The organism is Comamonas jiangduensis (assembly GCF_030162955.1).
Classification (GTDB): Bacteria; Pseudomonadota; Gammaproteobacteria; order Burkholderiales; family Burkholderiaceae_C; genus Comamonas; species Comamonas jiangduensis.
This window is the reverse complement of the sequence record NZ_JARXOV010000003.1, coordinates 258,130-270,768: the sequence shown is the minus strand read 5'-3', so window position 1 is coordinate 270,768 and position 12,639 is coordinate 258,130. Positions and strand designations below refer to the sequence as shown.

Annotated in this window: 11 protein-coding genes; 8 read left to right on the top strand and 3 right to left on the bottom strand. The window is 61.5% G+C overall.

Annotation, left to right across the window (positions count from 1 at the left end; all coding sequences use genetic code 11):
* Nucleotides 1-48: 48 nt before the first annotated feature.
* Nucleotides 49-924 (bottom strand): PHP domain-containing protein, encoded by an 876-nt coding sequence (locus QEP12_RS04165; RefSeq protein ID WP_284213436.1) that lies wholly within the window; start codon nt 922-924, stop codon nt 49-51.
* A 212-nt stretch (nt 925-1,136) separates the two neighbouring features.
* Between QEP12_RS04165 and QEP12_RS04160 the strand changes: the two genes are divergently transcribed.
* On the top strand, nt 1,137-2,894 hold the full coding sequence (locus tag QEP12_RS04160; RefSeq protein WP_284213435.1) for a methyl-accepting chemotaxis protein: 1,758 nt from the start codon (nt 1,137-1,139) through the stop codon (nt 2,892-2,894).
* Between the two features lie 272 nt (nt 2,895-3,166).
* On the top strand, nt 3,167-4,993 hold the full coding sequence (locus tag QEP12_RS04155; protein WP_284213434.1) for a methyl-accepting chemotaxis protein: 1,827 nt from the start codon (nt 3,167-3,169) through the stop codon (nt 4,991-4,993).
* A 184-nt stretch (nt 4,994-5,177) separates the two neighbouring features.
* Here the strand turns inward: QEP12_RS04155 and recJ are convergent, their stop codons facing one another.
* Together recJ and QEP12_RS04145 are read right to left on the bottom strand one after the other, a co-directional pair.
* On the bottom strand, nt 5,178-6,887 hold the full coding sequence (gene recJ / locus QEP12_RS04150) for a single-stranded-DNA-specific exonuclease RecJ (protein WP_284213433.1): 1,710 nt from the start codon (nt 6,885-6,887) through the stop codon (nt 5,178-5,180).
* Nucleotides 6,884-7,894, bottom strand: a complete 1,011-nt coding sequence (locus QEP12_RS04145) for a phosphoglycerate mutase (RefSeq protein WP_284213432.1) — start codon at nt 7,892-7,894, stop codon at nt 6,884-6,886. Before QEP12_RS04145 ends, recJ begins: the two co-directional genes overlap by 4 nt.
* An 88-nt stretch (nt 7,895-7,982) precedes the next feature.
* Between QEP12_RS04145 and QEP12_RS04140 the strand changes: the two genes are divergently transcribed.
* The 6 genes from QEP12_RS04140 to QEP12_RS04115 all read left to right on the top strand — a co-directional run bounded on the left by QEP12_RS04140 (nt 7,983) and on the right by QEP12_RS04115 (nt 12,540).
* Nucleotides 7,983-9,236, top strand: a complete 1,254-nt coding sequence (locus QEP12_RS04140; protein ID WP_284213431.1) for a lipoprotein-releasing ABC transporter permease subunit — start codon at nt 7,983-7,985, stop codon at nt 9,234-9,236.
* Nucleotides 9,229-9,906: a lipoprotein-releasing ABC transporter ATP-binding protein LolD gene (gene lolD / locus QEP12_RS04135; RefSeq protein ID WP_284213430.1), complete on the top strand. Its 678-nt coding sequence runs from the start codon at nt 9,229-9,231 to the stop codon at nt 9,904-9,906. Before QEP12_RS04140 ends, lolD begins: the two co-directional genes overlap by 8 nt.
* Nucleotides 9,906-10,268 (top strand): thioredoxin family protein, encoded by a 363-nt coding sequence (locus QEP12_RS04130; RefSeq protein WP_174862867.1) that lies wholly within the window; start codon nt 9,906-9,908, stop codon nt 10,266-10,268. The genes lolD and QEP12_RS04130 overlap by 1 nt, the downstream gene beginning before the upstream one ends.
* Nucleotides 10,269-10,270: 2 nt before the next feature.
* On the top strand, nt 10,271-11,098 hold the full coding sequence (locus QEP12_RS04125) for a TatD family hydrolase (protein ID WP_284213429.1): 828 nt from the start codon (nt 10,271-10,273) through the stop codon (nt 11,096-11,098).
* Between the two features lie 95 nt (nt 11,099-11,193).
* Entirely contained in the window at nt 11,194-11,745 is a 552-nt protein-coding gene (locus tag QEP12_RS04120; protein ID WP_284213428.1) for a DNA-deoxyinosine glycosylase, read from the top strand.
* A gap of 48 nt (nt 11,746-11,793) precedes the next feature.
* Entirely contained in the window at nt 11,794-12,540 is a 747-nt protein-coding gene (locus QEP12_RS04115) for a class I SAM-dependent methyltransferase (RefSeq protein ID WP_174862872.1), read from the top strand.
* The last annotated feature ends 99 nt before the right edge of the window (nt 12,541-12,639 follow it).

Below are 12,639 nucleotides of genomic sequence, written 5' to 3'. Positions count from 1 at the left end.
TGTCCTTTGTCGTGCGCAAGATGGGATTGTGCGCGCATGCGAGTGTGGCTAGGGGGCGGTGGTGCCGTGCCTGTGTATGCGGTCTGCCAGCAACTCCCAAACGCCTGCACCCCCCGCCGGGTCAGGGGGCAGCGTGCCCAGGTCGATTTTCGATTCTTGCGGGCTGTGGAAATCGCTGCCCCGTGAAATGGCAAAGCCAAATTCTTTGGCCCAATGGGCGTAACGCGAGAACTCGTGTGCTGCATGGCTGCCTGTGACTGCCTCTAGCGCCTGGCCGCCATAGTTTTTGAAACTGCTGAAAAAAGCGTATTCCTCGGTGTGACTGAAACCATAACGCGCAGGGTGGGCAATGACGGCCACCCCGTGTGCATGGGTGATCCAGCCCACCGCCTCCTGCAAGGAGGCCCAGCGTTGTGGCGCATAGCCCGGCTTGCCTTCGACCAGGTAGTGCTTAAAGACTTCGTAGGTGTCTCGGCAAACACCGGCTTCCACCAGGTAGCGCGCAAAGTGGGTGCGTGAAATCAGTGCGGGATTTCCCACGTACTTGAGTGCGCCTTCATAGGCGTTGGGAATACCGACCGAAGCCAGTTGCAAGCCCATCTCCTGGGCGCGTGGCCCCCGGCTGTTGCGCAAGGCATGCAGGCCTTGTTGCAACGCTGGATTGTCTGCGTCAAACCCCAGTCCGACGATGTGCACCGTGGTATTGGCAAAGCTGACCGAGATTTCAACACCCGTTAAAAAATCCAGCCCGCATGCGTGCGCTGCAGATTGCGCTTGAGGCAATCCCGCCACTTCGTCATGGTCGGTCAATGCCCACAGCGTCACCCCGTTGGCTTGGGCACGCTGCGCCAAGGCGGAGGGCGAGAGCGTGCCATCCGAAAAAGTGGAGTGGCAGTGCAGATCAGCATGGAAAGGACGTGGCATAAAAAGTAGGGGGCAAGCACTGTGGCATGCGGCACAAAAAATCAAAGCGGTGGTGTATAGATTGTTAACGGTGTTTGAGATTCCGCAAGAAGCATCAGGTCTGTAGCACGCATTTTTTTAGCACGTACCCATACTCCGCGAGGTGCCGAAGTGGTTGTAGTGGGGTGTTTTGATGGATGCCGTATGGCGCTGAAAAAATGAAAGGGGAGGGTATGGAATTAAAAAACTTATCGGTGGCTAAAAAAATCTGGGGCTTGCTGCTGGGGGTGATGGCACTGACTTTGCTGGCAGGTCTCGCCATGACCGCCTACCTCAGCCGTTTGGAGGCAGTAGAGCGTGTCGAGGTGCAAGACTATGACAACCGCATTCGCCAAGCCGTGCAGTGGCGCGGTGTGACAGACGTTGCGGTATCCCATGTGGTGGTGGGCGCAATGTCGAGTGAGGAAGCGCTAAGTACGTATGCGCAGGGCAAGACCCAGGAAGGGATCGCCGCCGCCACTGCACTGCAACAAACGATGGAGCGCGAGTTGACCAGCCCGCAAGGTCGACAGCAGCTCGAAAAAATTGCCCAAGCGCGAGCACAAGTGCTGGAGGCGACGGCAGCCATCGGCAAATTGCGTGCTGCCGGTGATATGGCACAGGCACGCAGTTTCTTAGAGGCGCAGTTGTTGCCAGCCGTATCGGTCTATAACCAAGCCCAGACGGATCTGGTGAGCTTGCAAGAGCGCATGCGCGATCAGTCTTTGGCTGAAGGGCAGCAGGCCCGTGACATGGCAATGTCGCTGGGTGGTGGAGCGGTGGCGCTGGTGGTGGTGATGGGGTTGCTGCTGTCTGTGGTGGTGGTGCGGCAGATCACGGCGCCGTTGGATCGGGCGGTAGCACTGGCGGACACCATCGCTGCAGGGGATCTGACGGTGGATGTGCATGATGACCGCCGCGATGAACTGGGTAAATTGCTGCGCAGCTTGCATACGATGACCCAGCGCTTGCGCTCCGTGGTGTCCGAAGTGCGCAATGGCGTGGACTCGGTTTCTTCCGCAGCGTCACAGATCGCCACAGGCAACCAAGATCTATCTGTGCGCACGGAGCAAACCGCCGCCAACCTGGAAGAAACCGCTGCCAGCATTGAAGAGCTGACGGCCACAGTGTCGCAGTCTGCAGATACCGCACGCCAAGCCAATCAACTGGCCAGCACGGCCGTGCAAGCGGCCGAACGTGGTGGCCATGTGGTGGAGCAGGTGGTGAGCAGCATGCAGCAAATCACCAGCAGCAGCCACAAAATCGCCGACATCATCGGTGTGATTGATGGCATTGCGTTTCAAACCAATATCTTGGCGCTCAATGCAGCGGTGGAAGCCGCCCGTGCCGGTGAGCAAGGCCGTGGCTTTGCCGTGGTGGCGGGCGAGGTGCGTTCGCTGGCCCAGCGCAGCGCAGAGGCGGCCAAAGAGATCAAAGCGCTGATATCCGCCAGTGTGAGCAATGTAGACACCGGATCGGCGCAGGTGGCGCAAGCGGGCGAGAGCATGCAAGCCATTGTCTCCAGCGTGCGCCGCGTGACGGATTTGATTGGTGAGATCAGTGCCGCCGCCAATGAGCAGCACGATGGCTTCGCGCAGGTGAATCAGGCGGTGAGCAACCTCGATCAAATGACCCAGCAAAACGCTGCCTTGGTGGAAGAGTCCAGCGCTGCCGCACTGGCCATGAATGAACAGGCCCAGCGTTTGGCACAGGTGGTGTCGGTGTTCAACGTGGGGCAACAAGAGGGAATGGTGGTTGCCAAACCCTTGGCTGCGCCGGGTGCGAGGGCGAAAGCGGGGACAGCCTCAGCCAAGGTCTTACCGCCTGCCGCCAAGCCTTCTGCGCGCGCACCGAAGCAAAGATCAGCAGCAGTGGCCGCAACAGGGGAGCGAGAGGCGCCTGCAGCAAAGCAGCCAGTGACTGCAGCGGAAGATGACTGGGAGCGCTTTTAGGCCGCCATCGCCTGCTGACTGCGTGGTTGCGTTGTCTGCGCGACCACGCTGCCGGTCTGGCGGGTGCTTGCCACGCCTTATGCCGCATACGCAATCCGCATCAGGGTTAGCGAGCACTGTCGCCAACGACCGGCAGTGAAAAAATAAAACACCCTTTTGGTGCATCTCACCCAAAGGGTGTTTTGCATGGTGGAACCTCCACGGCAAGACGGTGCTATGCAATCACATAGCTTGCTGCACACAGCAAGCACAATAAGTTCGAGGGAGCCATCATGCGTTTGAATAATCTGCCTGTCGCGTACAAGCTGTGGGGGGTGGTGCTGGGGTCCATGGTGTCGATGCTGTCGCTGGCATTCGTGCTGACATGGGTGGCAGAGCAGCGGGCCATTGCCATGAACACCAAAACGGAGCAGGCAGATCAGCGTATTGCTGCCACCATGCGCTGGATGGGCATGACGCAGATTACGGTCGAGCGCGTGGTGGTCAGTGCCATGTCTTCAGAAGCACCGCTGGTTCAAGAGATGAAGACGCTGGCAAGCCAGGGAATTGCGCAGATCACCGAGCTGCAAAAACAGGTCGAAGCCCTGGTGGAGACAGAGGCCGAGAAAACACAGCTGCGCACCGTCGCCGCGAATCGCGCCAAATCGTTGGAAGCCGTGGCCAAAATCAACCAGGCCCGCGAAGCCGGGGATGTGTTGCAAGCCACGCAAGCCGCCACCAACGACTTGCGCCCTGCCATCGCGGTGTATGTGAAGTCGCAGGCCGATTTGCTGCGCATGCAAGAGCAGATGCGCACGGAAATGCGTGAGCAGGCCATAGCGCAGCGCCACCAATCCTACTGGTGGGTAGGCGCCATTTGTTTGGCCGTGGTGCTGGTTGGCATGGCCTTGGCGGGCATGATCGTGCGCTCCATCACACGCCCTCTGGACCGAGCGGTGCATTTGGCAGACACCATCGCCTCCGGTGATTTGACCGTGGATGTGCATGACGATCGCAAAGATGAGTTGGGCCATTTGCTGCGCAGCCTGAACGAAATGACGGAGAAGCTGCGTGCTGTAGTGGGCCAGGTGCGCAGCGGCGTGGAGTCTGTCTCTGCGGCGGCGGGCCAAATTGCAACCGGCAACCAGGACTTGTCATCACGCACCGAGCAAACGGCCGCCAACCTGGAAGAGACCGCTGCCAGCTTGGAGGAGTTGACTGCCACGGTGACGCAATCTACCGACACTTCACGCCAGGCCAATCAACTGGCCAGCACCGCCGTGCAAGCGGCCGAGCGTGGCGGTGCCGTGGTGCAGCAGGTGGTGCAAAGCATGGAGCAGATCAACAGCTCGAGCCGCAAGATCAGCGACATCATCGGGGTGATTGATGGCATTGCTTTCCAGACCAACATTTTGGCTTTGAATGCGGCCGTGGAAGCTGCCCGCGCTGGCGAGCAAGGCCGTGGCTTTGCGGTGGTGGCCGGAGAGGTGCGCAGCCTGGCGGGCCGCAGTGCAGAGGCTGCCAAAGAAATCAAGGCCTTGATTACCGCCAGTGTGCACAACGTGGACATCGGCACAGGCCAGGTGGCGCAGGCCGGCGAGAGCATGCAGGAAATTGTGGCCAGCGTGCGCCGCGTGACGGACTTGATTGGCGAGCTGAGCGCCGCAGCCAACGAACAGCACGATGGTTTTGCACAGGTGAACCAAGCGGTGAGCAATCTTGACCAGATGACCCAGCAAAACGCGGCCTTGGTGGAAGAGTCCAGCGCTGCAGCCCTGTCCATGAATGAGCAAGCCCAGCGCTTGGCCGAGGTGGTGGCGGTGTTCAATGTGGGCACTGGCGCATCCCAAACCATGCCTGCGCCTTTGGCGGCTGCAACGCGCGCAGCGCAGGCCAGCGTGCCTGTGGCCGCTGCTGCGCGGGCCGCTCAAAAACCGCAAACGCCTGCTGCCCAGGGGGCCGCCAAGCGCCCGCCTTCTGTGCGAGCGTCCGCACCTGCTGCACCGGCACCTGTGGCTGCCTCGGCGCCCAAGGCTGCGGTCACGTCCAAATTGACGGCTGCGTCCAAGAGCACACCTGCAGTAGCGGCAGGCGCAGAAGATGACTGGGAAAGCTTCTGAAGCTTTCGCCAGCCAGCGGCAGTAGCCACCCCAACAACAAGGCCTGCAATGCAGGCCTTGTTGTTTTTTAGATCAATATTTTGATAGCTGCCAGCGTTTGAAAAACAGAGCTTTTCGTATCAAAACGCCTTGAAGTGAAGTATTCAAAAGCGCAGCCAGCTATGGTTTTGATGCAAAAGGCTTTTCAGCCCTCGGTGCCTTCCACCAAAAACTGCACTTTGCGCTCGCCCCGGAACTCGTTGATGTCGAGGCGAAATGCCATGTGTACCCAGTCGGGCAGCGGGGCGGTGCGGCCAAACCAGATGCCGTCGACCACATCCCCCCGGTGGCGCAGTTGCAGCTTCAAATGCTTTTCCGCGACCAAGCGCTGGGAGATGATCTCCACATCTTCGCTGAACGTGGGGGCGGCAAAGCCCTGGCCCCACACTTCCAGATTCAGCCGTTCCACCACATCGGCCTGGCGGAAAGCGGGGTCCAGCGGGCCATCGGTTTCCACGCAGCGCGTCAGGGTTTTGGCGTCCAGCCACTCCTGGGCGACTTGGGCAAAGGCGCGCTCAAAGGTGTGAAACTGGTCTTCCACCAGCGTGCAGCCTGCCGCCATGGCGTGGCCGCCAAAACGCAGCAGCACGCCGGGGTGGCGTTTGGCCACCAGATCCAGCGCATCGCGCAGGTGAAAGCCGGGGATGGAGCGGCCCGAGCCTTTGAGCTCGTGCGCCTTGCCCTCGGCCTGGCTGGCGGCAAACACAAAGGTGGGGCGGTGCAGCCGGTCTTTGACGCGCGAGGCCACGATGCCCACCACGCCTTCGTGAAAATCGAGGTCAAACACGCTGATGGCGGCAGGCGGTGTGCTGCCGTCTTCCCACAATTCATCGGCCAGCGCAAAGGCTTGCATGCGCATGCCGGACTCCATCTCCTGCCGGTCGCGGTTGATGCGGGTGAGGACGTGGGCCAGCTCCAGGGCTCTGGAGTCGTCGTCGGTCAGCAGGCATTCAATGCCAATCGTCATGTCAGCCAAGCGCCCGGCGGCATTGATGCGCGGGCCCAGGGCAAAACCAAAGTCTGACGTGGTGGCCTGCGCGTAGGTTTTGCCTGCCGCTTCGTACAAGCCGCGAATGCCCGCTTGCATATGGCCTTTGCGTATGCGCTGCAGGCCCTGGGCCACCAGGCGGCGGTTGTTGGCATCGAGCTTGACCACGTCGGCCACTGTGCCCAGTGCCACCAGCGGCAGCAGGGTGTCGAGCTTGGGCTGGTTTTGTGCGTTGAAAACGCCCCGTGTGCGCAACTCGGCGCGCAGCACCAGCAGCACGTAAAACATCACGCCCACACCTGCCAAGTGCTTGCTGGCAAAGGTGCAGCCGGGCTGGTTGGGGTTGACCATGGCGTGGGGCGTGGGCAGCGTCTCGCCGGGCAGGTGGTGGTCGGTGACCACCACGGTCAGGCCCAGTCGCATGGCTTCGGCCACCCCTTCCACGCTGCCAATGCCGTTGTCGACCGTGAGCAGCAGCTCATGGCCCTTGGCGTGCACGCGGCGGGCGATGGGGGCGGACAGGCCATAGCCATCATTGATGCGGTCGGGCACCTCGTACGTGACGTGCTGGGCGCCCAGCATGCGCAGGCCGCGCACGCCCACGGCGCAGGCGGTGGCGCCGTCGCAGTCATAGTCGGCCACGATGCAGATGCGCCTCTGCTGGGCAATCGCATCGGCCAAGACGCAGGCCGCCTCTTGAATGCCCCGCAGGCCCGAGGGTGGCAACAACTTGCCCAGCCCGGTGTCCAGCTCATCCATAGACTGCACGCCGCGCGCCACATACAGGCGGGCCAGCAAGGGGTTGATGCCCGATTGCACCAGCGTTTGGACGGTGGCGTCAGGAATCTCGCGTTCAATAATTTTCATAGCGCTTGGTGCAAGCCAGCAAAGCGCTGGGGGCTCAATTTGTTCTTGATTTTGCCCAACCAGTTACGGCGGGTGCTGGTGTAGCTGCGGGCATGGCGCTCGCCACAGAACGTGACGGTGGCCGTGCCCCCCAGCTGCACATGGGCCAGCACCTGGCCGATGGGGCCCGCGTCAGCAGCCAGCCAGGCCGCCTTCCAGGCGGGCCAGTCTTGGCGCAGTGCGGCTTGGCGCAGGTTGTCTACCAGCAAGAGCGGGGCGACTTTTTGCAAGGTGTGCGCAGCCTGCAGGCTGTCAGGGCTGAGCGGCCCCGCACCGTGCAGCCAAAATGCATTGATGGGTGGCAGCCCGCGCTGGGCCCGCTGGGCGTTGAAAGCGTGGTTGTACAGCAGCATTTGCACTTCGCTGTGCAGGCGGTGCAGCATGCGGCTGTGGCTGCTGTGCGGCAGCCAGGTGCTGACATCACGCAGCAGCACGCGGTCCAGCGATGCGGTGGGCAAATCTTGCAGGGGCGCGCCCGTAACCAGCCAGCGGCCGGGATCAACGACCTGCAGTTGCATGCCATCTTCGGCAAACCACGGCTGCAGCACTGCGTGCAGGGCGTGGGCATCTTCCAGCGTGATGGGCAGGCTGGCGGGGTCATCCATGCGCACCTGATCGGCACCAGCGCTCCAGTGGCACAGCGTCATCCATGCGCTGGGCGCGGGCAATGCCTCGCGCTGTGCCACGGCGGCCCAAGCTGGGGCCTCCGGGTTCAGCCCCCAGGCGCGCGCGACGGCGCGTTCATGCGGGGGGATGGGGTGGTCTTCCGTGTCTTGGTCAGCGTGGGCAGGGTCCAGCATGGCCAGCAACTGATCGAGCTGCGGCAGTGCCAAATTTTGGAGGACGTGCTGACAGCTGTCCGAGGGCATGGCCGCATACGGCAAGATCAGGTGCATATGGCGGGCACGTGTCTGCAGGGGCGGGGTAGCAAACGGTAGTGGCAAAACAGGCAAGGCAGAAGGCGACATAGCCGTCTATTGTCCCTAAACCACGGCCGCTGCGTCAGACCCGTATGACACGCCAGCTTTTATGGCAATGCCACAATGCTGCCCACGTATGCAAATTCCCTACGAACTCGCTTTAGGCTGGCGCTACACGCGTGCAGGCCGCGCCACGCGGCGCAACGGTTTTATTTCTTTTATTTCTGGGGTGTCCATGCTGGGCATTGCGCTGGGCGTGGCCGCGCTCATCATCGTGCTCAGCGTGATGAATGGCTTTCAGAAGGAAGTGCGCGACCGCATGCTCAGCGTCGTTTCGCATGTGGAGATTTTTGCGCCCAACGGGCAGGCCATGCAGGATGTGGACACCACCATGCGGCAGGCCAAGCAGCACCCCGAGGTAATAGGCGCCGCGCCTTTTGTGGCGGCACAAGGCTTGATTGCCCGTGGTGAAGACATGAAAGGCGTCATCGTGCGCGGGATTGACCCGGAGCGCGAAGGCGAAGTGACCGATCTGGCCGCTGCCAATGCGCTGGTGCTGCAGCAGCTCACGCCGGGCTCGTTCAACATCGTGCTGGGGCAGGAGCTGGCACACCAGATGGGCGTGCAGGTGGGCGATACCGTGACGCTGATTGCGCCCAGCGGGCAAGTCACGCCAGCGGGCGTGGTGCCGCGCCTCAAGCAGATGACGGTGGCTGGCACGTTTGACTCGGGCCACTATGAGTACGACTCGGCCATGGTCATGCTGCACCATGAAGATGCCCAGCGCATCTTTCGCCTGGAAGGCCCGACGGGCATTCGTTTGAAGCTCAAAAATCTGCACGAAGCACCGCGGGTGGTGCAAGAGCTGTCCGGCATGATCACGGAGTTTTTGTACCTGCGTGACTGGACGCAGCAAAACAAAACCTGGTTTGCCGCCGTGCAGGTGGAAAAACGCATGATGTTCATCATCCTCACGCTGATCGTGGCGGTGGCGGCATTCAATCTGGTTTCTACGCTGGTGATGACCGTGACCGACAAGCGCGCCGACATTGCCATCTTGCGCACGCTGGGCGCATCGCCCGCTTCCATCATGGGCATCTTCATGGTGCAAGGCGCCATGGTGGGCGTGATTGGTACGTTTGCCGGGCTGGCGCTGGGGCTGCTGGTGGCTTGTAATATTGATGTGATCGTGCCGGCGATTGAGCAGGCGCTGGGGGCCAGTTTCTTGCCCAAAGACATTTACCTGATCAGCAAGATGCCCAGCGAGCCGCAAAGCAGCGACATCATGCCGATTGCCATCATTTCTTTGATTCTGGCCTTTGTCGCCACCATTTACCCCAGCTGGCGCGCCAGCCGCGTGAACCCTGCGGAGGCGCTGCGTTATGAGTAATCAAGTTGTTCTGGATGCGCGCCACCTGTCCAAGCGCTTTGAAGATGGGCACCTGAATGTGCAGGTGCTGCAGGATGTGAATTTGCAGGTGCATGCGGGCGAGACGCTGGCGATTGTCGGTGCCTCGGGCTCGGGCAAAAGCACGCTGCTGCATTTGCTGGGCGGGCTGGACACACCCACACAAGGCAGCGTGCATTTGCTGGGCCAGCCCATGCACACGCTCAGCCCCAAAAAGCAAGGTGAGCTGCGCAACCAGCACCTGGGTTTTATCTACCAGTTCCACCACCTGCTGCCCGAGTTCAGCGCGCAAGACAACGTGGCCATGCCGCTGCGCATTCGCCGCGATGCCAAAGAGCAGGCGCAGGCCCAAGCGGCGCGCATGCTGGAGGCCGTGGGCTTGAAAGAGCGCATGGCGCACCGCCCGGCAGAGCTGTCCGGCGGCGAGCGCCAGCGTGTGGCGATTGCCCGCGCTTTGGTCACCCAGCCAGCCTGTGTGCTGGCCGATGAGCCCACGGGCAATCTGGATCGCTCTACGGCCGACGGGGTGTTCGCCCTGATGCTGGAGCTGGCGCGCACCCAAGGCACGGCGTTTGTGATGGTGACGCATGACGAAAGTCTGGCCGCCAAATGCGACCGCATGGTGCGGCTGGTCAAAGGGCAACTGGCCTGATGCGGGCTGCCAGCGCGCCATCCTGGCAGCCGGTGGCTGATGAGGCCGCCTTGCAGCAGGTGTTGCAGCAGCCTCTGGCCCTGGTGCTTTGGGGCGGGGCGCAGTGCGGTGTCTGCCAGGCAATCAAGCCCCGGCTGGCGCAGCAGGTGGCTGCGCATTTCCCACAGCTGCCGCTGTACAGCGTGGATTGTGCACAGGCGCCTTCCGCCTGTGCACAGCACGGGGTGTTCAGCCTGCCGGTGTTGCGCCTGATGGTGGACGGCAGGGTGGCGCTGGACTATGCCCGGGTCTTTGGCCTGCAGCAGGTGCTGAGCGATATGCAGCGCGTGCTGCAGCAGTGGGCCGACGCACAGCCGAGGTGACCGTGACCCTCTGGATTGACACCCACTGCCACCTGGACGCCGCAGAATTTCACCAGGACCGCGATGCCGTGCGCGCTGCAGCCAGGGCAGCGGGCGTGGGGCATCTGGTCATTCCAGCTGTGCAACGCAGCGACTGGCGCGCCGTGATGGCACTGGCCCACCGCCACGGCGACAGCTATGCGCTGGGCATTCACCCCCTGTACACACCGCAGGCGCAGGAGGGTGATGTTGCCGCGCTGCGCACCTTGCTGCAGGAAGTGCAGGGCGATCCGCACCTGGTCGCCGTTGGAGAAATTGGTCTGGACTTTTTTGTGCCGGGCTTGGATGCACAGCGGCAAATCTGGTTTTATGAGCAGCAGGTACTGCTGGCCCGTGAATTTGGCTTGCCCGTGATTTTGCATGTGCGCAAAAGCAGTGACCGCTTGCTGAAAACCTTGCGTGCCTACCCCGTGGAGGGCGGGATTGCCCATGCTTTCAATGGCAGCTGGCAGCAGGCACAGACGTTCATAGAGCTGGGTTTCAAACTGGGGTTTGGGGGGGCGGTGACGTATGAGCGTGCGCTCAAGTTGCGGGAGTTGGCGAGCCAGTTGCCGCTAGAGAGCATCGTCATGGAAACCGATGCCCCCGACATTCCCCCCCATTGGCGCTACACCACGGCAGAGCAACGCGCCCAAGGTCAGGCGCAAGGGCGTAACAGCCCCGGCGAGCTACCACGCATAGCAGCCACCGTGGCCGATTTGCGCGGCATGGACGTGCAGGCACTGGCCGAGGCGACCAGCCAGAATGCGCGCAAGGCATTGCGGGGTTTGCCTGCATTCAAAGCCTTTTAGGGCTCTAGCGCTTATCTGGTAAGCGCTGGTAGCTATGAACTTGTAAAACTCTATCCGTGGCAAGCGGCATTGTTTTGCACGCACAATGCCCAGCCATGACAGTGGCTTTGGACTCTGCTTTGCTGCGTTTGCAAGGGCTGCCTCCTGTGGCGGATACGCGCACGCGCTTGCTGATTTTGGGCAGCTTTCCCGGCGTTGCGTCTTTGCAGGCGCAGCAGTACTACGCGCATCCGCACAACAAGTTGTGGCCTATCTTGGCGGCTTTGTGGCCGCAGGTGCCGCAGCCCGATCGGGCGGATTACGCCGCACGCTGTGAATGGCTGCTGCAGCGAGGGCTGGGGCTGTGGGATGTGTATGACAGCTGTGAGCGCCAAGGGAGTCTGGACAGCGCCATTCGCATTCCCCAAGTCAATGACTTTGCCGCGTTAAAGCAGCGTTGCCCGCAGTTGCAGGCCGTGGCCCACAACGGGGCAGAGAGTTTTAAACACGCAGGCAAACTCGCAGGGTTGGGCCTGGTGGTGTACAAGTTGCCCTCGACCAGCCCGGCCAATGCCGGATGGAGCTGGGAGCGCAAACTCACCGCATGGCGTGAAGTGATGCAGGCCGCAGGCCTGATACACACAGGCATTCAGACAGAGAAAGAGTAAGCCGTGGCAGCACGCAAGAGAATTTCCAGCACCGCAACCGAAGAAGACATGCCCCAAGTCAGCGTGTCTGACGACGGTATCTCGCGCTACCTGCATTTGGGCACGCCTTGGGTGCAGGGCTCCATGAAGCTCAAAGAACCGTTTGAGATTGACCTGGAGTATGTGCAGCGCATGATGGCGTGGCTGCTGTTTGCGGAGCCCGACAGCATTGCCGAGCGCACCGCAGTGCAGCTGGGTTTGGGTGCTGCCGCGCTGACCAAGTTCCACTACAAAAAACTCAAGATGCACACCACGGCGATTGAGATCAACCCGCTGGTCGTCAATATCTGCCGCAGCTGGTTCAAGTTGCCGCCCGATAACGACATGCTGGAAGTGGTGTTGGGCGATGCCTCCTTGGAAATTTTGAAACCTCGCTGGCAAGGCGCGGTGGATGCGCTGCAGGTGGATTTGTATGACCACAATGCTGCAGCACCGGTGCTCGACAGTGCCGAGTTCTATGCCGATTGCCGCAACATGCTCACCCCAGAGGGGGTGATGACGGTGAATCTGTTTGGCCGTGCTTCCAGTTACCAGCGCAGTCTGGACAAAATCAGCGCCGCTTTTGGCGCCAGCAATGTCTGGGCCTTTAAACCCACGCGGGAAGGCAACACGATTGTGCTGGCGCAGCGCGTGGCAACGCCTTTGTCGCGCGAGGAGCTCCAATCCCGTGCAGAGGCGGTGCAAGCCCGTTGGGGCTTGCCTGCCACCAAGTGGCTCAAGGTATTCAAACAGGTGGAGCCTGGTACTGGCTCTTAGCAGCGGCGCTGCGCACAGGCTTGTGCGGGGTACTTTGTTGGTATGTGCGCCAGCAGGCAGGCATGTCTAGGTCACCTATGCCTGAGGGGTACAAAGCGT